Source organism: Microvirga sp. CF3016, assembly GCF_036314085.1.
GTDB lineage: Bacteria > Pseudomonadota > Alphaproteobacteria > Rhizobiales > Beijerinckiaceae > Microvirga.
Map to the genome: position 1 here is coordinate 23970 of NZ_JAYGGM010000014.1, position 21971 is coordinate 45940.

At 64.1% G+C, this 21971-nt stretch carries 17 protein-coding genes; 11 read left to right on the forward strand and 6 right to left on the reverse strand.

All coding sequences use genetic code 11. The features are described from left to right. Positions 1 to 56 precede the first annotated feature (56 nt). Positions 57 to 689 (forward strand): response regulator transcription factor, encoded by a 633-nt coding sequence (locus VB672_RS19370; protein WP_329785847.1) that lies wholly within the window; start codon positions 57 to 59, stop codon positions 687 to 689. A gap of 19 nt (positions 690 to 708) precedes the next feature. On the opposite strand, the gene VB672_RS19375 is transcribed toward VB672_RS19370, so the two are convergent. Further along, entirely contained in the window at positions 709 to 1788 is a 1080-nt protein-coding gene (locus VB672_RS19375; protein ID WP_442932129.1) for an AI-2E family transporter, read from the reverse strand. Positions 1789 to 2117: 329 nt separating this feature from the next. Here VB672_RS19375 and VB672_RS19380 point away from each other — a divergent pair, with 329 nt between their 5' ends. The 7 genes from VB672_RS19380 (at position 2118) to VB672_RS19410 (ending at position 11841) form a co-directional block, all read left to right on the forward strand. Further along, complete coding sequence (locus VB672_RS19380; RefSeq protein WP_329785849.1) at positions 2118 to 3671, forward strand: AbgT family transporter; 1554 nt, start codon at positions 2118 to 2120, stop codon at positions 3669 to 3671. A gap of 64 nt (positions 3672 to 3735) precedes the next feature. Then, positions 3736 to 4938 (forward strand): M20/M25/M40 family metallo-hydrolase, encoded by a 1203-nt coding sequence (locus tag VB672_RS19385; protein ID WP_329785850.1) that lies wholly within the window; start codon positions 3736 to 3738, stop codon positions 4936 to 4938. 78 nt (positions 4939 to 5016) lie between these two features. Next, positions 5017 to 6849 (forward strand): SLC13 family permease, encoded by a 1833-nt coding sequence (locus tag VB672_RS19390; protein ID WP_329785851.1) that lies wholly within the window; start codon positions 5017 to 5019, stop codon positions 6847 to 6849. Between the two features lie 260 nt (positions 6850 to 7109). After that, complete coding sequence (locus VB672_RS19395; RefSeq protein ID WP_329785852.1) at positions 7110 to 7337, forward strand: hypothetical protein; 228 nt, start codon at positions 7110 to 7112, stop codon at positions 7335 to 7337. Positions 7338 to 7470: 133 nt separating this feature from the next. Then, positions 7471 to 8868, forward strand: coding sequence for a metal-dependent hydrolase family protein (locus VB672_RS19400; RefSeq protein ID WP_329785853.1), 1398 nt, complete (start codon positions 7471 to 7473; stop codon positions 8866 to 8868). 58 nt (positions 8869 to 8926) lie between these two features. Beyond that, complete coding sequence (locus tag VB672_RS19405) at positions 8927 to 9955, forward strand: Lnb N-terminal periplasmic domain-containing protein (RefSeq protein WP_329785854.1); 1029 nt, start codon at positions 8927 to 8929, stop codon at positions 9953 to 9955. A gap of 74 nt (positions 9956 to 10029) precedes the next feature. Then, positions 10030 to 11841, forward strand: a complete 1812-nt coding sequence (locus tag VB672_RS19410; protein ID WP_329785855.1) for a metallophosphoesterase family protein — start codon at positions 10030 to 10032, stop codon at positions 11839 to 11841. A 160-nt stretch (positions 11842 to 12001) separates the two neighbouring features. On the opposite strand, the gene VB672_RS19415 is transcribed toward VB672_RS19410, so the two are convergent. Both VB672_RS19415 and VB672_RS19420 read right to left on the reverse strand, forming a co-directional pair. Then, complete coding sequence (locus VB672_RS19415) at positions 12002 to 12154, reverse strand: hypothetical protein (RefSeq protein ID WP_329785856.1); 153 nt, start codon at positions 12152 to 12154, stop codon at positions 12002 to 12004. 308 nt (positions 12155 to 12462) lie between these two features. Further along, positions 12463 to 13092: an NAD-dependent dehydratase gene (locus VB672_RS19420; protein ID WP_329785857.1), complete on the reverse strand. Its 630-nt coding sequence runs from the start codon at positions 13090 to 13092 to the stop codon at positions 12463 to 12465. Between the two features lie 292 nt (positions 13093 to 13384). Here VB672_RS19420 and VB672_RS19425 point away from each other — a divergent pair, with 292 nt between their 5' ends. Then, entirely contained in the window at positions 13385 to 14440 is a 1056-nt protein-coding gene (locus tag VB672_RS19425; RefSeq protein ID WP_329785858.1) for a hypothetical protein, read from the forward strand. A 333-nt stretch (positions 14441 to 14773) separates the two neighbouring features. Here VB672_RS19425 and VB672_RS19430 read toward each other — a convergent pair whose 3' ends face one another. From VB672_RS19430 to VB672_RS19440, 3 genes are all read right to left on the reverse strand, one after another. Continuing rightward, positions 14774 to 16210 carry a DUF1254 domain-containing protein gene (locus tag VB672_RS19430; RefSeq protein WP_329785859.1) on the reverse strand — a complete coding sequence of 479 codons (1437 nt, stop codon included), beginning with the start codon at positions 16208 to 16210 and terminating at the stop codon, positions 14774 to 14776. Positions 16211 to 16429: 219 nt separating this feature from the next. After that, positions 16430 to 17062: a response regulator transcription factor gene (locus tag VB672_RS19435; protein WP_329785860.1), complete on the reverse strand. Its 633-nt coding sequence runs from the start codon at positions 17060 to 17062 to the stop codon at positions 16430 to 16432. Positions 17063 to 17195: 133 nt separating this feature from the next. Further along, a complete protein-coding gene (locus VB672_RS19440; protein WP_329785861.1) occupies positions 17196 to 18935 on the reverse strand; it encodes a sensor histidine kinase in 1740 nt (579 codons plus the stop codon). Between the two features lie 345 nt (positions 18936 to 19280). Here VB672_RS19440 and VB672_RS19445 point away from each other — a divergent pair, with 345 nt between their 5' ends. Both VB672_RS19445 and VB672_RS19450 read left to right on the forward strand, forming a co-directional pair. Next, a complete protein-coding gene (locus tag VB672_RS19445; RefSeq protein WP_329785943.1) occupies positions 19281 to 20204 on the forward strand; it encodes a formylglycine-generating enzyme family protein in 924 nt (307 codons plus the stop codon). Further along, positions 20201 to 21898 (forward strand): arylsulfatase, encoded by a 1698-nt coding sequence (locus tag VB672_RS19450; RefSeq protein ID WP_442932121.1) that lies wholly within the window; start codon positions 20201 to 20203, stop codon positions 21896 to 21898. The genes VB672_RS19445 and VB672_RS19450 overlap by 4 nt, the downstream gene beginning before the upstream one ends. The last annotated feature ends 73 nt before the right edge of the window (positions 21899 to 21971 follow it).

Here is a 21971-nt window from a genome sequence, read left to right on the forward strand (position 1 = left end):
CCATGAGCGGATCTTTCCGGTATGAATGAAGCTTCCTCGCAGGGACATCTCCGGCCATGACCCGCATCCTGATTGCCGATGACCATGACGTTGTCCGCTCCGGGCTCCGCACCATCCTGGGCGACCAGCCGGGTTGGGAAGTCGTCGCCGAGGCCGAAGACGGCAAACAGGCCGTTGAACTTGCGGCCACGACCCAGCCGAACGTCGCCATCCTCGACTACCAGCTCCCGCTCATGAACGGCGTCGATGCGACCCGGCAGATCCGGGCCTTCAATCCCCAGACTGAAGTTCTCATCTTCACGATGCACGGGAGCGAACCGCTGATCCGCGAGTTGCTCGAGGCCGGCGCGAGGGGCTACCTGCTCAAGTCGGACGCGCGACGCTTCCTGATCACCGCGGTTGAGGCGCTCGCCCGGCACCAGCCGTTCTTCACCGGAAGCGTCTCGGAGGCCCTGCTGAGCGCATACTTGGCCAATGGCCATGGAACGGGTGATGCCCTGACGTCACGAGAGCGCGGCGTTGTGCAACTCATCGCTGAGGGGCGCACGAACAAGGAGGTGGCGCTGTTGCTCGGCATCAACTTGAAGACGGTCGAGACCCACCGTGCCGCTGCCATGCGCAAAATCAACGCACACACGGCTGCCGACCTAGTCCGCTACGCGATCCGGAACAAGATGGTCGAGCCGTAGATCCGTTGAGGCCCGCCTATTACCCGGTCCGGCTCTCAAGCCGAGGCGTTGGCTCGATCACGTCTGTGCCCTTGTCGTCCGGCGAGCCGAGCAGGACCGCAAGCCAGCGGGTGTCCGGATGGTGGGCGCAGAAGGTGAGGACCGCCACCGTGATCGGCACGCCGATGAAGGTTCCGGACAGGCCCCACAGGAAGGTCCACAGAAAGATCGAGAACAGGACCACGAATGGCGACATGGATAGCGCTGTGCCGGACAGGCGCGGTTCGACGTAGCTGCCGACCACCGCCTGGATCACATTGAGGCCGACGAAGATCGCCACGACTGCCTGCCAGCTCTCGAACTCCACCATCGCGAGCAGGGTTGGGAACAGGGTGGCGATGAACGGACCGATGAAGGGGATGTAGTTGAGCGCGAAAGCGATGACGCCCCACTCCCGCGCAAGGGGCAGCCCGAAAGCGACCGCGAAGATCCAGACGAGCGCGCCGGTCAACAGGCTCATGAGCGTACGCACTGCCATGTAGCGCCGGATCCTCGCCCCGGTCTGCGCGCTGCCTTCTTTCAGGACGTGGACAGCGGTCCTGTTGGGCAGCGCCTCGATCTTTCGGGCCGTACCGTCCACCTCGAGCAGGCCGAGGATCACGTAGACAAGCACGACCACCCAGAAGCTCAGGGTCGTGTTCACCTGGCTCGTCAACTTCTGCATGGGCCCCAGGAGCCAGCCGACATTGAAGTGATCGGCCCACAGGCTCGCAACCGCGATACCCTGCTCCTCGAGCCATGCCGCCATTCGGTCGTAGAGGCCTTGGAAACGGCCCACGTTGACGATCACCCAACGGGCAACGCGACCGAAGCCCCAAGCGATCAGCGACACGAAGGCGACGAACGTGGCAACTAGCACCAGGGTGCTGGCCGCGAGGGCAAGGAGCCGCGGCATCCAGGCCTGGAGCTGCTTCTGGAGAGGCCACAGCAGGGCGATCAGGAACAACGCGAAGGCAACGGGCGCGAAGACGGAACTGGCGATGCTCATCGCGGCAAGCACAACGGCCAGGCCGATCAACCCAATCCCTGCATCCAGGATCCTTGCCCTCGCCATGCGGATCCTGTCCCTTGCCGCGCCGGTGCGCCATTCGATCAAGCCGCAGGCGACGAGTCAATTGCGGGGAACACGCTGCTCCGCCGGGACGGTCCCGACGCCGCCTCCGGTGTTTTTCCGCTCCGTCCCAGGGTTTCCCCCAATAGCCAGAGTGTCTCGCGAAGGAGAAGCTTCGGGGACGTGACACCGACCCACCACGGAGGCCGATCTCCCGTCGGCTGGGAGGGACAGGGGGTTCCGGATCGAAGCGGCCGGGTCGGCCTCCACGGCAGGAGACGACTGCAACACTTCACGCAGCGGCTCGGGGGCGGGATATGGCAAGCACCACGCGAAACATGACACGCAGCACGGACGTCGCGCCGAAAACCGCCATGCAGCGGTTTCTCGACGGTGTCGAACGAGTGGGGAACATGGTTCCCCACCCGGTGGTCATTTTCCTGATCCTCATCGGCATTGTCATCGTGCTCTCCGCCCTGCTCAGCCTGTTCGGAGCGGCCGTCTCCTTCGAGCGCATCAACCCGGACACGCACCAAGTCGAGACGGCCACCACGCAGATCCGCAGTCTGCTGACCACGGACGGCATCCGCTTCATGTATGCGTCGCTGATCCCGAACTTCATGAGCTTCACCGCGGTCGGTCTCATGATCGTCGCGATGATCGGAGCGGGAGTGGCAGAGGAGTCGGGTCTGGTCACCGCCCTGATCCGCAAGCTCGTCATCGTCTCGCCCACGTGGGCGTTGACCTATATCCTGTCCTTCGTCGGCATCCTCGCGAGCATCGCGGCCGATGCAGGCTATCTCGTCCTGATCCCGCTCGCGGGTATCGCCTATCTGGCCGTCGGACGGCATCCCCTGGCCGGACTCGCGCTTGGCTTCGCTGCCGTGGCCGGCGCCTTTACCGTCAACATGCTGATCAAGCCGCTCGATGCCGTGCTCGTCGAATTCACCAATGACGCGGCTCATCTCGTCGATCCCAACCGCTCCATCGGCCTCACCTCGAATATCTGGTTCTCGTTCGCCTCGGTGCTGTTCCTCACCGTCATCATCGCCTTCATCACCGACCGCATGATCGCACCTCGCCTGGGAACCTACGATCCGAAGCTGGCTGCGGAAGGGACCACGACCGAGCAGGAGGCCGCGCTGTCGGAGCAGGAGTCGCGAGGCCTGCGTTTCGCCGGCATCGGGCTGCTCGGGTTGATCGCGGTCTTCTGCCTGCTGACCATTCCCTCGGGCGCGCCGCTGCGGAACCCGGAGTCCGGGGAGCTCATCGGCAACTCGCCCTTCATGAACGGGCTGATCGCGCTGATCATGCTGATGTTCCTCACCACGGGCTGGGCCTATGGCATCGGCGCCGGCACTCTGAAGACACTGCCCGAGGTGATCGCCGCGATCGAGAAGTCGATCAAGAGCCTCGGCGGCACGATCTTCCTGTTCTTCGTCCTGAGCCAGTTCGTCGCCTACTTCACCTATACCAACATGGGCACGGTGATGGCGCTCAGCCTGTCAGGCGCTTTGCAGGCCGCGAACATCGGTGCCCTGCCGCTGCTGCTCGGCTTCATCGTCGTCGTCGCGATCATCGACCTGTTGCTGACCGGCGCCATAGCCAAATGGGCGATTTTCGCTCCGGTCTTCGTACCTTTGCTCATGAAGCTCGGGGTGGAGCCGGAGGCGGTGCTCGCGGCTTATCGCGTCGGCGACTCGCCGATGAACGCGATCACTCCCCTGAACGCCTATTTCGCCCTCGTCGTCGGGTTCGCACAAAAATACGACCGGTCCGCCGGCGTCGGCACCGTCGTGTCTCTGATGCTTCCCTACGTCGTATGGATGTTCATTCTCTGGACCACCCTCTTCGCCATCTGGCAGATGCTCGGACTCCCATGGGGGCTATGAACCCCTGTCGAAAATCACCTGACGACTGCGGGAGTAAGGTAAACACAAGCAACGGATCGAAACGATGAGCAGCACTGCGCTTCCCCTCGATGTCGCCGCCGCGGAAGATCACCTGATGCGGTTTCTCTCCGTCGAGGGCGTGACCGGGCAGGAAGCAAAGATTGCCGAGGCTGTATCCGACGCGCTCCGGAAGGCGGGCGTCCCGGGCTCCGCGATCCGCTTCGACGACGCGCACAAGCGCATCTCCATCCCGACCGAAACGGGAAACCTGATCGTCGACCTGCCGGGAACACGGCCCGGGCCGAGGCTTTTGTTCTCGACCCATCTCGACACGGTGCCGCTTTGCGCCGGCGCCAAGCCGAGGCGTGAGGGCGATCGTATCGTCGGAGACGGCACGACGGCCCTCGGTGGGGACAACCGCACCGGATGCGCCATTCTCGTCATCCTTGCCGAGACGCTCCTCAAGCATAACCTGCCGCACCCGCCTATCACGCTGCTCTTCACGGTGCGCGAAGAAAGCGGCCTGCACGGCGCGCGCGAACTCGATCCTGCCGACCTTGGCGGCGCAGTGATGTGCATCAACGTCGACGGCCAGGATCCGAACGATCTGATTGTCGGGGCAGTCGGCCAGGAGAACTGGGAGGTCGAGATCAGGGGCAAGGCCTCGCATGCGGGCGTGGCGCCCGAGAAGGGAATCTCGGCGACGCTGGTCGGTGCCATCGCCCTCGCCGAGGCGAAGCGCGAAGGGTGGTTCGGCAAGGTGATGAAGGCCGACAGCAACGGCACGAGTAATGTCGGAATCTTTGGCGGAAAGAACGGCAAGGCCGCAGGCGATGCCACGAATGTCGTCACTGACTATGCCTTCATCAAGGGAGAGGCCCGTAGCCCGACATCCGTCTTCGCAACGGAGATCGCAAAAGGCTTTGAGCGGGCGTTTGGGAAGGCTCGAGACGAGGTGAAGGACGATCAGGGTGAATCGGCCGAAGTGACCTTCACTCACGCTCCATCCTACCCTCCGTTCAACCTGGAGGAGAGTGCTCCTGTAGTGCAGCGCGCGACCAAGGCCATGACCATGCTTGGCCTCAAGCCCAACTACCTGTTCTCGAATGGCGGCCTGGATGCCAATTGGCTCGACCAGCACGGTATCCCCACCGTCACCATCGGTGCCGGCCAGGCGGAGATCCACACCATCAAGGAATACGTGAACCTGCCTGAATTCGCGACTGGATGCCGCCTCGCCCTGCTGCTGGCCACGATTGAGGACTAGGGTGCGCGCACCACGCCATCCGATCCAGATACGACCGCCCGGACTTGCCTCCGGACGGCCTCACGAGGAGATGGGAAAGTGAGTCCCCTGGCATATATCGCCGCCATCATCGCTCTCGCAGTCGTCCTGTTCATCTGGAACAGGCTGCCGGTCGTCGTCGTAGCCATGGGAATTGCGCTGGCGTTGTGGGCGACGCAGGTCCTCACGCTGGGGCAGGCACTGGGCGGGTTCGGCGATCCCGCCGTGATCTTCATCGCCTGCCTCTTCGTCGTGAGTGCTGGTCTCGAGACGACGGGCGTCACGGCCTGGGCCGGCCAGCTCCTGATCCGGGGCGCCGGACAGGAGAGCAGGACACGCCTTCTCCTTCTCACGATGAGCCTCGTAGCCGTGCTGACGGCCATGATCAGCGTCAACGGCGCAGTGGCCGCCCTGCTGCCGGTCGTGGTCGTCATGGCGGTCCGTCTCAGGCGCAAGTCCTCGCAGCTCCTGATGCCGCTCGTCTTCTCCGCCCATGCCGGATCGATGCTTGCGCTGACCGGCACGCCAGTGAACGTCCTCGTCTCCGAGGCGGGACTTGAAGCGGGTGTCGGCGGGTTCGGCTTCTTCGAGTTCGCGCTCGTCGGCATCCCCCTGCTCCTCGGCACGATGGCAATCATCATCCTCTTCGGCGAACGACTCCTTCCGCAACGCAACGGTGCCAAGATGCCCGCCGATCTCAGCCGTCATGCCAGAACGCTGGTGGAGCAGTACGGCCTAGCCGACGGCGTCTTCCAACTGCGCGTGCGCGCGAGTTCGCCCCTTGTCGGCCTTTCTCCGTCGCAGGTGGAACTCTCGGCGTTTCCGGGCCTGCAACTCGTTGCCATGCAGGACGGCGAGAGTGCCGCCCCACTGCGCCGGCCCGTAGGGGACGGCGACCACATGCTCGTGCGCGGGACTGCGGAAGCGGCCGCCACGCTCGCGAAGCGGATGCATCTCTCGTTCCGCGAGGACACGGCATCGGACCAAGGCGAGGAAACCCTGTTCAACCGTCGTTCCGGTCTGGCCGAGGTCGTGATTCCGCCGCGATCGGGGCTCATCGGGCAGACGATGTTTCCCGGTATGGTCACCGACAGCGGCGACCTCATCGTCCTGGCAATCCAGCGGTCCGGATCCGAGACCGACGTCGGAACACCGGAGTCCGGCCGTGGCAGCATCGCGTTGCGCACAGGCGACACCCTGCTGCTCCAGGGAACCTGGAAGGCCCTCGATCTCCATCTCAACGATCCGGATGTGCTGGTGGTAAACTCGCCCGAGCTGGTGCGGCGGCAGGCGGTGCCCCTTGGGCCGGGAGCCTACCAAGCCATTGCCGTTCTGGCCGGCATGGTCATCCTGCTCTCAACGGGCCTCGTGCCGCCCGCCGTCGCTGGGCTTTTCGCCGCCGGTGCCATCGTCCTGTCGCGGATCCTCACCGTCGAGCAATCCTATCGCGCCATCGACTGGACGACCGTGATACTCGTCGGCGCCCTGATGCCGCTGTCGACCGCGATGGGGGAGACCGGGGCTGCCCAACTCATGGCCGAAGGTTTGGTCCGCCTCATTGGCGACGCCGGCCCCATTGCCCTCCTTGCCGGCCTTTTCATGCTCACCGCGGTCCTCGGCCAGTTGATCAGCAATACCGCCACCGCGCTGATCGTAATCCCCATCGGGATGGCGGCAGCGGCGAGTATGGGCATCTCGCCGCGCCCTGTCCTCATGAGCACCGCGGTGGCGGCCGCAGGCGCTTTTCTAACCCCCATCGCGACGCCGACGAACCTGATGGTCATGGGACCGGGAGGCTATGCCTTCGGCGATTACTGGAAGTTGGGATTGCCTCTGCTCATGTGGTTCTTCGTCGTGTCGGTCTTCCTCGTGCCGCTGATCTGGCGGTTCTGACCGCCCCGTCGACGAGTGGGCATTGGCCCGGTTCCGGTGTTCGCGCTCTGCCGCCTCCGGTGTTCCCCCGCCTCTGCTCAGGGTTTTCCCCAATAGCCAGATCAGCCGTCTGGGGTGAAGCTTCAAAACTGTCCTGTGAGCGGATCGAATGCAAGAGCGCCACCTCGGTGTTCGCGCAGGCGTCCGGGACGGGTTCGAGGTTCCCGCCTCGGATCATCGTCGGGGCCATGCCGCGGGCAGCCGGACACGAGGAGAATGCCATGCGGTTCGGTCCCAGCATCTCGGCCTCCATTCTCCATGGGCTAGGCTGGATTCTGCTTGGCGTTGCTGCCCTGATGGCCGCCCTCGCGACCCTGGCGTTCGCCGGTCTTGTGACGCTTCCGATCTCTATCCGCACGGAATTTATCGGAGCGACAGCCTGTGCCGGATTGGGGTTCCTGGCCCGCCTCCTGGCCCGCAGGTTCGAAAGAGCCGCCTTTCCGGGATGAAGCCTGCCGGGTCAACGGCGGCGTGGCTGCGGCAAGCCATGAACCCCGCACGAAACGGCCCGCAGAAGTCACGAACGGTTCGGGAGCATGCCCCCCGAACCGCAGGAGAGTCCAACAGTAAGGATGGATCGCAATGTCGGGAAAGACTACTGCCAAGGACTTGAAGCACACCTCCGCCCGGTTGCTCATGATGGCTGGCATCCTGACCATCGGATGGTTTGCGACAGCGGTGGCGCAGCCCCAGCCGACTTCCCAATCCGGCAACACCGCAACGCTCTTCGAAAATGTCAGGATCTTCGATGGCCGGACCCCAACGTTGTCGGCTCCTTCCCATGTCCTAGTGAGGGGACATATCGTCGAGCGCATCTCGGCCGATCCGATCAACGTTGCGGCGGAAACCGATGTCCGGGTTCTCTCCGGGGGTGGCCGTGTGTTGATGCCCGGCCTAATCGATATGCATTGGCATGCGATGATGGTGCGGCCGACTCCCGCAGCGCTTCTGTCCAGCGACATCGGCTATTCCACCCTCCTAGCAGGAGTTGAGGCCACGGCCACGCTGATGCGCGGGTTCACCACCATCCGGGACATGGGCGGACCGTCCTTCAGCCTCAAGCGCGCCATCGACCAAGGGCTCCTCCCGGGACCGCGCATCTATCCGTCCGGCGCCGTCATCACGATCACCAGCGGCCACGGCGACTTTCGCCAGCTCTCCGATCTGCCGAGGACCATCGGCGGCATGCTCACGCGCGTCGAGCAGCTTGGCGGAAGCATGATCGCCGACAGCCCTGACGAGGTGCGCCTGCGGGCGCGCGAGCAGCTCATGCAGGGCGCATCGCAGATCAAGCTCACGGCAGGGGGCGGCGTGGCCTCTCCGTTCTCCCCGCTCGATGTCTCGACCTTCACCGAGGTCGAGTTGCGCGCCGCCGTCGAGGCGGCCGAGAACTGGGGCACCTACGTCTGCACCCATGCCTACACGCCTGCATCCATCCAGCGCTCGATCGCGGCCGGCGTGAAGTGCATCGAGCACGCTCATCTGATAGATGACGCCACGGCCCGGCTGATGGCCGAGAAGGGAGTCTGGCTGAGCACGCAGCCCTTCCTCGACATGTCGGCTGCCAGCGGGCTCGGGCCGGCGGAACAGGCCAAGATGGGACAGGTGGTCACCGGAACCGACGTGGTCTATGCCCTGGCGAAGAAATACGGAATCAGGACTGCGTTCGGCACGGACATCCTGTTCTCCGAGGCTCTGGCGAAGCGGCAGGGCGCCATGCTCGCCGCCCTCACCCGCTGGTACACGCCGGCCGAGACGTTGGTCATGGCGACGTCGACGAATGCCGAATTGCTGCAACTGTCCGGACTGCGCAATCCCTATCCCGGCAAGCTCGGCATCGTCGAACAGGGAGCGTTGGCGGACCTTCTGCTGGTCGACGGCAACCCGCTGGAGAACCTCGACCTCGTCGCGGATCCGGACCGGAACTTCCTCATCATCATGAAGGACGGCAGGATCCACAAGAATGCGCTGGCCAAGTGACGGCTCGTCTCGGATAGCGCATCCTGGGCTAATCCGAGGATTAGCGGAAGGTAACAGCATGGAACCCCTGCCGAGATCCGACCGAGCATTTCTGGCCGCGTTGCGCCGCGTCTTGATGGCGGGACTGCGCTTCCTTTTCTGGACGGTGCTCATCGCGTGGGGCGCGCTGGCCATCCACTACTCGAACCTGCCATGGGCCGGGCTCCGCACGGCCCTGGCGACCGCTTTCGTGGCCTTTGCCATCTGGGGCGTCTGGCTGTCGCACATACGGCACATGCCCGCAGTCGTGATCGCGCTGTTCCTCGGTGTTGTTGTGTGGTGGATCGCCATTCCTCCCTCACATGATCGTCCTTGGCGACCGGAAGCCGCAGTCATGCCGCGAGCCTTCATCGACGGTGACCGCGTGCGCCTCACAGGCGTGCGCGACTTCGATTACCGCAGCCGGAATGACTTCACGGTGCGCTACGAGGAGCGCGAGATCCTGCTGTCCCACCTGACAGGCCTTGATGCCTATGTATCGTACTGGAGCGAGGGATTGGTCGGGCATACCTTTCTGAGCTTCATCTTCGACAACGCGCCGCCACTGAGCATCTCCATCGAGACGCGGCCGGAGGTCGGCGAGGGCTTCGATCCCCTCGCCTCGATGTTCAAGCAGTTTGAGCTGATCTACGTGGTGGGCAACGAGCGTGACCTGGTCGGGGTACGCGCCAATCACCGCCGCGAGACCGTGTATCTGTACCGTCTCAATACCTCGGCCGAGGATGCGCGTCGGCTCCTGCTGGTCTACCTGGAGCGCATCAACGGGCTGGCCGATCACCCGGAATGGTACCATCTGCTGAGCAACAACTGCACGCTCAACATCATTCGCTACGCCAACGCCGCGGGGCGGCAGGGCCGGTTCGATATCCGGCACCTCCTCAACGGGCTGTTCGATGGCTACCTCTACCATTCCGGCCGAGTGAACTCGACGTTGCCGTTCGAGGAACTGCGGCAGCGCTCGCTCATCAACGAGGCTGCGCAGGCGGCCGATGGCGCACCGGATTTCCCGCAGCGCATTCGGGCCGCCCTGCCGCAGGTCCTCCACTGATGCCTCCTGGCCCTCCGCGTCGACGCTCGCAGGTCGGCAGGCCTCGGCAGCAACATCCGACGTGAGCAATCGTCATGATCATCGGATCCCGTAAAGCGACTGAGGACCACCATGGATCCGACCCGACATCCGGGCCGCATCCCAGGCTCTCCCCGCTGATCGATCCTCGCCATGGGGATGCCGAGGATGATATCGCCAGCACCAAAAGCCGATCCCTCCTTGCCATCGGCGGACGCCTGCTGACGGAGATCAGCCTTCCAAAAATCGTTGTGGCCTGGGGCATGCTCATCGGTCTTCCTGCCGTCCTGCTGGGACTTGCACCTCTCGTTCTGCTGGGATGGGGCGCCAGGATATCGGAGAAGTTCACGGCAGGGTTCGCAGGGATCTCGTCGCTTCTGATCACGATCGGCCTGATCGCCCTCGCCTGGGTCGGCGGCAGGCCACTGCTGCGTGGGGCGGAGCAAGGCTTCTGGTCCCTGAATGCGATGGCCGTGCAGCCGGTCTATGCCCTGTTCCGGGAGGGGCTCAGGCACCTGGCCGGGCGGCTGATCCCGGGCGCCGGGCCACGACGGCGGGCGCACCTCTACGCCGCGGCCGCCGCCGGTGGCGGCATCCTGGTGAGCGCCCTGTCATTCTGGTTGGTCCGGCTCGCATGGCCCGCCACGCGATGGATCGGTGAGGCAGGAGACATCCTGGCGCCGCAAGGACTGATGCTCCCTGCACTCGCGAATGCCGTCGTCATCATCGGATGCTACGTCATGGGCGCTGCCCTCGTGTGGGCCTTCGCGGATGGCGCCCTGGGGCGGCCGGCCGATCTCATGACCTTTGCCGATATGCCATCCGATTCCCGGACTTGGCGCGTCGCACACCTTTCCGATCTCCATGCCGTCGGGGAGCGTTACGGCTTCCGGATCGAGAGCGGCCGAACCGGACCTCAGGGCAACGGGAGCCTGCACGACGTCCTCGATCGGCTCAAGGCTCTCCACCTGGAGCAGCCGTTGGACCTCGTCCTTGTCACCGGCGACATGACGGATGCCGGCCGCTCGGCGGAGTGGGCCGAATTCCTTGATGCCGCCGCGGCACACCCATGTCTGGCCGAACGCATGTTGGTCCTTCCCGGCAACCATGACGTGAACGTCGTCGACCGCGCCAATCCGGCCCGGCTCGAGCTGCCGACGAGTCCCGGCAAGCGCCTTCGTCAACTGCGCACCCTCTCCGCCATCGAGGCCTTGCACGGCGACAAGGTTCTTTGCTTCGACTCGAACACGGGAGGCTTCGGCCCCACTCTCACGGAAAGACTGGCTCCCTACCGCGACGGTATCGAAGCCTTTGCCGATACGGGAGGGCTGCGCCAATCGCTACGACTGGCCCGGATCTGGGACGAAGCTTTCCCAATGATCGTCCCGCCGGCGACGGACGACGGCCTTGGCGTCGTGCTCCTCAATTCGAATGCCGAAGCGCATTTCTCCTTTACGAACGCACTGGGCATGATATCTGCCCTGCAAGTGCGGGGCCTCATGGCTGCCGTGAGGCAGTTCCCGCGCGCCGGCTGGATCGTCGCGCTCCATCACCATCTCGTGGAGTATCCCACTCCGACGCAGGCGTTTTCCGAGCGCATCGGGACGGCACTCGTCAATGGGTCTTGGTTCGTGCGGCAGCTCCGGCTACTGGCCGGGCGCTTGGTCGTATTCCACGGCCACCGGCATACCGACTGGATCGGACAGTGCGGCGGCATCCGGATCGTGTCCGCCCCCTCGCCCGTCATGGGACCAGTGGAGGACGGCTGCGTGTCGTTTCTCGTCCACACCCTTGCGGTCAGCGGCGGGAACTTGCTCCTCGCGACGCCGGAGCGGATTGAGGTGAGGCTTTCGAGCTATCGGGACTGAGCCGATCGCGGCGATAACGGTCCGCGACAGAACCCGGCTGGTCCGGCCGTCCGAGCAGAAGCGCTAGCTAGCGGCTCGACGTTCCCATGGCACAGAGCGTGAGGAGGGTGACCGCAGTCGGAGCACCCATGACGGTTCCTGGCAGGCCTCGCAGGAATGTTCAAAGGAACATTGAGAACAGGACGATGAAGGGTGACATGGCCAGGACACTGCCCGAGAGGCGGCGGTCGTTGTAGCTCCCGAAGACGAACTCGATCTCGTTCAGGTAGGCGAGAACAGCCTGGACAGCCTGCCAGCTCTCGAACTGGACCATGGCGAGCAGGGTCGCGATGAATGAGACTTGATCTTCCTCGCTGCTCCGTCGACCTCGAGCAGGCGGAGGATCATGTAGACGAGCACGATGAGCAAAAATTTCAAGATCGTGTTCACTTGGCCGGTGAAATTCTGCATCTCTAAAGATGGGCTACACCATCTGGCAGCCTAGAGTCCGCTTGGGGTCAAACTTTCACGTTCCGAACTCTGAATGAACGTCGGCTTTTACCAACGGAAGCTGACCAACTCATTGGTCCAAGAGTGTCATAATAGACCTTCCTATCTCAACCGTGCTCAAGGTGATGGGCCTCACGTCAGTTCGGCAGAGCCCACGATGTGTGCTCCTGGACGCGCCGCAATGGCTGCGTCGATCAGAGCCTGAGCAATCCGCTCGGAAGGGTTGATGCGTAAGTGTCGCGGAAGGATTGGATGAAGAGCACCCAAGACGATCGCGGCTATCCTTTCGGCTGTGCGCGTTTCGTCTCGCTTGCCGCCAATTAGCCCCGGCCGCACAAACGTCAGGGACTGAAAGTCGAGAGTCGCGAGATCGCGCTCCAACTCACCCTTCACCCTGTTATAGAAGAAGCGTGAAGACGGGTTCGCACCCATTGCGGAGTTCAGGGCGAAGGTTGAAGCACCGTGCTGCCGAGCGATCCTGGCAAAGGCGAGCACGTAGTCATGATCGACCCTGCGAAATGCCTCCTGCGATCCAGCAGCTCGCATCGTAGTTCCCAACGTGCAGATTACACCGTCGACCCGCCACCAATCTTCGTCGTTCGGCAGATGCTCGAAATCGACTATCGGCGCGAGGAGCTTCGAGTGGCTGGTCACATCATGGCGGACCGGAGCGATCACGGCATCGATACGTTCGTCAGCAAGCGCGAGGTCGAGCACGTGTCGGCCTACGAGGCCCGTTGAGCCCACCAGAAGAAGTTTCATCTCACCGACTCATGCTTATCAGCGGATCGCCGCCATAGGATGCCCAGCGGGGTTGGCGCTCAGCCAAGGCCTTCAACTCCATCGCGCCGCCTGTGACCAGTACCCGCACGTGAGCAACCTTGCCAACCCACTCCGGCGGAAGGATAGCCTCATCTTTTGCAAGCCGACAGAGGGCACCACCTGCGAGGGTCACCCGGCATAGCAGGCGACAGTTTGAGGACCGGAGGAACTCGACATCATAAAACCTCTGGAGCGATCCGGACTTGTCATCTTTTCGGGTGCCACGGTCTCAGTGACCGAAGACCTTATCTATGTCTGCCGGATCGTTGTGAACGGTCAGCCGATCCATCTGACGACATCGGGCCTCAGGGCCCTCGATCCTGTGCGCGACATCGTCCGGAACCACGTGGCCGAGACCATGCCGGTCGGCCCAGGCGAACTCGTCCTCGGGCAGGAGGTCACGCGCCGGGTTCACTCGGTGCATTCCGCCGCGACCGAATACGGGGTTCATCCCAAGCGCCTCCGGAAGCTGCTGCATGCGACGGGCCGCATCGCTGACCTCGACGCGGAACTCAGCGACGAGCGGGTACTGTTCGACGCCGAGAAGGCCCGCCCGTTCCTGGAGCACGTCGCGGGCTCCTTGCCGCTGCAACAGGCGGGCGCTTACCTGAACGCGCCGCGGCCGCATGAGCGACTGCTGTTCGAGGCCGGGTTCATCCGCCCCTTCATCCTCGGCGGGACCGGAACGATCAAGGACCATGCCTTCGCGCGCCAGGATCTCGACGCCTTCCTCGGTCGGCTCATGGCGCACGCGACCGACGGAGCCGGCGCCGATCTCGTGTCGGTTCCGCAGGCAGCAAAACGGGCGAACTGCTCGGCGATGGAAATCGTCGGGCTGATCCTAGAGGGCGGGCTGGCCCGGGTCGGGCGGGATCCGCAGGTGCCGGGATATCTGTCCCTGCGCGTCGATCCCGACGAGATCAAGCGCCTCCTGCGCCGGCCCGACCACGGCGGCCTATCCCTGCGCGAGGCTGAGAAGGCGCTGGGCACCACCACCCGGGTGGTGAAGGCCCTGACCGCCGGAGGGCACCTGCGCACCATGCAGGCGATCAATCCGGTTAAGCGGAACACCCAGACCGTGGTGCTGAAATCCGACGTCGAAGCGTTCGCCGCGCGCTACGTCTCGCTGAGTGCTGTGGCGCGCGAGCATGGCTGGGCGATGCGGACGCTGAAGCCGTCGCTGCACAAGGCCGGCATCGCACCATGCTTCGATCCCGGCAAGATCCATGCCAGCTGCTACGAGAGCGCGGCGATCCGCGCTTGGCTGGAGGGATCATTTCAGACCTGACCGAACGCCACAATCCGCACGCTTCAAGCCCCCGGGTCGACCGGGGGCTTTTTAATCCCATATACACGCGCTCCGCTGTAGGCCATCGACGATGGTGAGACGACAAGGAGATGTCATGCAGAAATGACATCTCCTGATACCTTTGATCGTCGTTGAATGATTTCTGGGTCAAAAGGGAGAAAAGTCCCCGCCCTTTTGGACGTCTGCTTTACGCCCTTAAGCTGACCCATGCGCAATGTCCGAGAAGTGCCAGGAGCGGACATTCGCAACTGTGATGGAGTCAGTCAGTCGAAGCGCCGACGCCGAGAACGCGCCGGCGCTCTGCTTGAAGACTCATTGCGCAACCAGGGTTGGAAGCCCCTGCACTTTGGTCACCGGCGGCGGGTTCCATCTGCCAGCGAGAACCTCGGACTTAGGGCTATAGAGCCGCATCGTCAAGTTGAAACCGCCTTTCGGCGACGGCAGCCAGTTGGCCTCCTTGTCCTTGCCTGGGCTCTCGTTCTGGAAATAAAGATCGAGCGATCCGTCCGGATTGTACTTGAATGGCATCCAACTGCTGACCGCAAAGCGGTCGAGGCTGTTTGCCACCTGGAAACCGTCCGGATCATAGAGCGTGACCGACCAGAAGGCGTTCACTGGCGGCGTCGCGCCCTTCTCGAAGTGCAACGTGTATTTGTTGGCGCCATCGAGCGGCCTGCCGGCTTCGTCACCGAGATTGAGCGGGTAGACCGCATCCTCGGGCAGGTTCGCACCGAGGCCCTGCTGCGTAACGATGGCGCGCTTGAGATAGTAGTTCCCATAGACGCCCATCGTATCAGTGTTCATCGACCAATGGTTCGCGACACGCGCGAGCGTCGGGAGCTTCCACTCCATGAGTTTCTGCCCGGCTTCCGGCGCACCTTCGAGGCCCTTCTTCACGGCCGGCGGGACCTTCTCGATATCGAAGCTCTGGCCCGGCACGATGCCGATGCGCTTCATCTGCGCGAGGATCGGCTCATCGGTGAGATGCGGTGGATGAAGCTTCAGCAACTCGGCCGCGTAGGCGAAGTATTGGCCCGCCGACATGCTGTCGGCCTGAACCTTCGGTGCTGTCTTCATGTCGATGCTCGGATCGATCTTCACCTCGACCGGCCTCGGCGTCTTGCCCCAGTCGGACAGCATCGTGACCTTGTAGCCGGCCTGGATCTTGTGAACCGCGTCATAGTCCGGCGGCCCATCCGTCTTCGTGCGGCCAATCACCCAGACATAAGGGGTTGGCGCGCTGATGCGCGTCATCTCAGCGGGGATGGTCCCGCTCCAACCGGGCGGCGTGATCAGAAAATTGCCCGCATGGGTTCCGGTCGTGCGCCATCCGGGAGATGCAAACACATCCGTCCACATGTCGAGCATTGGCAGGAGGTAGTAGCGTCCGCTGGTGTCCGGCGCGGAGACGACCAGCGGCTCCTTGGTCAGATCGAGCCACGCGACGGAATAGAGCGTATCGAAGTTGACCCGCACAACGATCTTCAGATCGGCAGGGGGAAACGACGGGACATTCACGAACGTGTTCATCGGGCCTTTGGCGAACTCTTTCCCGGGTTCGATGTTCGTGGATTGCTTGCGCGTGATGTCCATCGAGATCAGCGGGTAGAAGTAGATGTAGGCATCGACGCCGATGGCGTGCGCCTCCGCCTCAGTGATGGCCGGCGCTGTGCCCTGAGCGATTGCTCCTTGCGCGAGGGCTGGGCCTAACAGAAGGCTCAATGACAGTGCGATTGCGTTCCTATTCACGTCGTTCTCCCCGTCAGTTGAATTGAACGCGATGCAACAAACCCCATCCAGTCATACTGCCCAAATCGGCTAAGCGAGTGCCCACTTAAGGATAGTGTGCTCTGACAAGCGGTCCCGACCTCCGCCGCCAGATGCTTGGCCGGATCCAAAGACTCCGCCGATCGTTCGTCCCTGAGCGGCGACGCCGAAGGTGATGCTCGGGGATCTCCTCTCCCATACTTATGCCTCCACAAGTCCATTCCGGATCGCGTAGCGGATCAGCGCCGCGGTCGTGTCGAGATTGAGCTTGCGCAGTGCCAGGGCGCGATGGGTCTCGACGGTCTTGGTGCTGATACTGAGGATGTCGGCGATCTGCTTGTTGGTCTTGCCTTCGGCAATCAATTGCACGACGGCCTTCTCGCGGGAGCTGAGCGCTGCGTCGTCCACAGACCCCTTCGACAGGTAGGACTCAAGCAGGGCCTCGGACACTTTGCCGGTGAAGAAGGGCCTGTGGGCCGCCAAGCTCTCTACCGCCGAGATCAGGAACTGCTTGGCGTCGGACTTGAGCAGGAAGCCTCGTGCGCCCGCCTCAAGGACATCGCGCACTAGGCTGTCTGTATCGTGCATGGTGAATATGAGAATCTCGACACTAGGAACGCGGGTCCTGATCTGCCGAGCCGCCTCCACCCCGTTCACCAGCGGCAGTGCATAGTCGAGGACCACGACATCGGGCCGAGTGGCCAGGGCCCGATCAATGGCCTCCTTCCCGTCCCTCGCCTCACCGACCACCTCCCAGCCTTCGTGCCCTTCCAGGATCGTCCGAACGCCGGAACGAACCACGTCGTGATCGTCGGCGATCAGGATGCGCGTCATGGCAAGACTTCCTCCGGCGACCCGGTGCCTGTGGCTGGTCCGGTTAGCCCGAGTCCCAAGACAGGATACACCTTTCCGCAGTCTGCCCCACCCGCGTAAAACCCTGAAACTGGAGGAGGCAGACCCTGAATCTTCAGGAGAGGGCCTTGCCGTCTGCCTTGGCTCGGCCCGATGGCCACGGCATCCGCAGGCGCCCGGCAGGTCCCGGTGCCCGGTCGGCACCGGGCACCGGGACCATTGCGACGATGGCGGTGCCGCTCCGGCCCGTCCGAATGCGCAGGTCGCCGCCGAAGTGCTCCAGGCGGGCCCGCATGCCCGCGACGCCGACGCCGAGCCGGATTGGTCCGTCTGGCCGGGCACGTCCTGTCATCCCATGCCCGTTGTCGCGGATGTGGACCACCAGCCGTCCGGGCATGATCCGAGCCTTGACCGACACATGCGAGGCATCGGCGTGCCGGTGCACGTTGGTTAAGGCCTCCTGCACCACCCGCAGGATCGCGCGCTGGAGGGCCGGCGGCAGGTTATCGACCTCTTCGGGAATCCGGATCCGCGCGACGAGCCCCGTCCGCCCGGCGAAGCCTTCCGCAAAATCCCGCAGCGTGGCCTGGAGGCCGTCCTTCGCCAGGTTCGGCGGATGCAGCAGATAGGTGAAGATGCGCAGTTCCCGAAGCGCCTCGGTGAGCAGGCCCTCGATCTCCGCCAGGGCCTTGCGGCCCGGCGGAAGGACTTGCGCCCCGAGGCCTGACAGCCCGAGGCTCGCGGCCACGAGGTGCTGCGCCGTCGAGTCGTGCAGCTCGCGGGCGATGCGTTGCCGCTCCTCCTCCTGGAGCGCGAGCAACTGGCCTGACAATTCGTTGACCTGCTTCCTCGCGCCGGTGACCTGATCGGACAGCGTCCGGAGCGGCTCCTCGACCTGACGGGCCGTGAACCACGCGGCAACCCCTCCGGCGGCCAGGAGAAGAGCCGCCGGTCCGGCCATCCGCCACAGGGCAGCCGTGACGGGTGCATTGAGCTCGGCCTGCGGCACCGTGACCACACTGGTCCAGTTCGTTGTACCCGAACGCCGGAAGGTGACGACGACCGGGATCCCACGGTCATCGACGGCCTCGACGGTTCCCGTGATCGTGCTGTTCGGATCCGCATCGGCGAGGCGGATGGCCAGGGCGGCGGGAACCGGGAGGTCGGAGCCTTTGTGACTATCCCTGTCGGCGACGATCGGCTGGAACTTGCGGTCGTAGAGTCCCTTCATCCAGCCGGCCGGAAGTGTCTGGTCATCGAGGATCGCACCCAGTCGCGCCTCCGTCAGAGTGATCGACAGATGTCCATTCATACGGCCGTCCGGTTTGTCGAGCCGGAGGCTGAGCGCCACGATGATGCGGCCCTTCAACGGAGCCAGCATCCGGCCGGACACCGACCACCTGCGATCCCGGATCCGGTCGAGCTGCTCCTGGTGGTTCGGGAAGTCGACGTGCCGTGGCAACGGTGATCCGAACGGGCGCAAGGTGTTGGCGACCTGCCGCTCGAGGTCGTTCAGGACCAACCAGGAGCCTTCCGGAACGGGGGTGGCCTTGAGCTGGTCATAGAAGGCCTTGGTATCGCCCGAGAGGAGCGCCGGGGACTTGGACAGTCCCTTGAGGAGGTAATTGACTGCGGCGACCTCCTGATCGAACCCGAAGGAGAGCGCCTTGGCAGCCTCCTGAGCACGGTGCTCGATCGCGTGCCGCTCCTCGGCCGCGCGGGAGAGCAACAGGGCCGCGGCCACGAGGCACGCCGCGACGGTTATCATCATGAAGGTCAGGGCGACGCGGCCCCGCAGCCGGAGCGGCATGCCCGAGAAGGATCGCGCAATCACCGGGACGGTGCCATTGCTCATGACGGCGGTCTCCGGCCGCAACGGCAACGCAACGGGGCCGGGGTCGCGACGGGGCCCTCGTCCAGTAATGCAGGTTAAACCCTGAAACGGGTCGCTGTCGACCCGACTTCGGCACGAACCCGCGGATTGGCCAGCCCGGCTCCATTCAGGCGGGGTTCTGGCCCCATGGCCGGCGGCAGGCACAAATCAGGGTCTGCCTCCAACGATTTCAGGATGGACCCTGATAGCCCGATGACCAGGCGCTGGGCGATACTGCGGCTTGCCCAGACGGGAGCAACGCCCATGTCGCCGGCCACACTCCAGCATGATCACGCCCACGGGTTCGCGAACCCTTCGTACGCCGACATGATCTTCGTCCCCGGCGGCACGTTCCGCTTGGGCTCGGATCGTCACTATCCCGAGGAAGCACCCGTCCACCGGGTCACCGTCGACGGGTTCCGGATCGACCGGACGCCGGTCACCAACCGCCAGTTCCGCGACTTCGTCCGTGCCACCGGACATGTCACCTTCGCCGAACGGCGGCCCGATCCCAAGGACTATCCCGGCGCCCTGCCCCACATGCTGTATGCGGGTTCGCTCGTCTTCACGCCACCGGATCATCCGGTCGATCTCCGGAACTGGGGTCAGTGGTGGGTCCTGCTCAAGGGCGCCGACTGGCGCCATCCCCACGGCCCGAAGAGCAATATCCACGGACTCGACAACCACCCCGTCGTGCACGTGACCTTCGCCGATGCGCTGGCGTACGCCCATTGGGCCGGCAAGGACCTGCCGACCGAGGCCGAGTGGGAGGTTGCGGCCCGCGGCGGCCTCGACGGGGCCGAGTTCGCCTGGGGTGACGAGCTTGCGCCGGAGGGGCGCCAGATGGCGAACACCTGGCAGGGCGCCTTCCCGTTCCAGAACCTGGCGCAGGACGGCTTCGAGCGCACCTCGCCCGTCACCGCCTTCCCGCAGAACGGCTACGGCCTCTACGACATGATCGGCAACGTCTGGGAATGGACCACCGACTTCTACGTGCCGAAGCACCCTGCCGATGCACCGAAAGCCTGCTGCATCCCCGAGAACCCGCGCGGCGGCCGCGAGGACCAGAGCTATGACCCGTGCCAGCCGGAAACGCGGATACCGCGCCGGGTCCTGAAGGGCGGCTCGCACCTGTGCGCGCCCAATTACTGCCGCCGCTACCGACCGGCAGCGCGCCACCCGCAGCCGGTCGACACCTCGACCAGCCATGTCGGCTTCCGCTGCATCATCAGGGAGAGGAGTTCCTCATGACCAGAGATCGTGCGTCCCCACAGAACACCGACAGTAGATTCCGCGTCCGGCGCATGCGCGCCAAAACCGCCCTGTTCGGGGCCACAGCCCTGATCAGCGCGTCGATGGCCGTCCCGACGTTCGCGCAAGCTCCGCAGCAGAAACCCAACATCGTGCTGATCGTCTCGGACGACACGGGCTACGGCGACCTCGGCCCGTATGGCGGCGGCCAGGGACGCGGCATGCCGACGCCCAACATCGACCGCCTCGCCAACGAAGGCATGACCTTCTTCTCTTTCTATGCCCAGCCGAGTTGCACCCCAGGCAGGGCGGCGATGCAGACCGGGCGGATCCCGAACCGCAGCGGCATGACAACCGTGGCCTTCCAAGGCCAGGGCGGCGGCCTGCCGGCGGCCGAGTGGACTCTGGGCTCGGTGCTCAAGCAGGCAGGGTACCGGACCTTCTTCACCGGCAAGTGGCACCTGGGCGAGGCCGATTACGCGCTGCCCAACGCCCAGGGCTATGATGAGATGAAATATGCCGGCCTCTATCACCTCAATGCCTACACCTATGCCGATCCCACCTGGTTCCCTGACATGCCTACGGAGCTGCGGGAGATGTTCCAGCGGGTGACCAAGGGAGCGTTGTCGGGCAATGCCGGTCAGCCGGTACGGGAGGAATTCAAGGTCAACGGCCAGTACGTCAACACGCCCGACAAGGGCGTCATCGGGATCCCGTTCTTCGACGAGTACGTCGAGAAGGCTTCGATCAACTATCTCGACCGTGCGGCGCAGGCGCGCGAGCCGTTCTTCATGAGCATCAACTTCATGAAGGTGCACCAGCCCAACATGCCGGCTCCGGAATACGTCCACAAGTCGCTGTCCAAGAGCAAGTACGCCGATTCGGTCGTCGAGCTTGACGCGCGTATCGGGCGTATCATGGACAAGATCCGGCAGGTCGGCGGCAACAACACGCTCGTCTTCTACACCACGGATAACGGGGCGTGGCAGGACGTGTATCCCGATGCCGGCTACACTCCATTACGCGGCACCAAGGGCACCTTGCGCGAGGGCGGCAACCGCGTGCCGGCAATGGCGTGGTGGCCTGGCAAGATTGCGCCCAACGCCAAGAACCACGACCTCCTCGGCGGCCTCGACCTGATGGCGACGTTCGCGTCCGTCGCAGGCACGAAACTGCCCGAGAGGGATCGAGAGAACCAGCCGATCATCTTCGACAGCCATGATATGTCCCCGGTGCTGTTCGGGACCGGCAAGTCCGACCGGAAGTCGTGGTTCTATTTCACGGAGAATGAGCTGTCGCCCGGCGCGATCCGCACCAACAACTACAAGTTCCTGTTCAATCTGCGCGGCGACGACGGCGCCTCCACCGGCGGCCTCGCGGTCGACACCAACCTCGGTTGGAAAGGAGCGAGCAAGTACGTCGCCACGGTCCCGCAGGTCTTCGACCTCTGGCAGGATCCGCAGGAGCGCTACGACATCTTCATGAACAACTTCACCGAACGCACCTGGATGGGCGTGGTCATGGAGGAGGAACTCAAGAAGGTGATGAAGACCTACGTCGAGTATCCGCCGCGGAAGGTGCAGAGCTACGGCTACACCGGCCCGATCACGCTCTCGGATTACGAGCGGCTCCAGACGGTGCGTGAGGTGCTCGCGAAGGAAGGCGTCAACATACCGATGCCCACCGGAAACTGACCTGACCGGGGAGGACTGTGCTCCACATGGTCCTCCCCGCACTACGACCCGAGCGGAGGAAGATCTGTTGGGG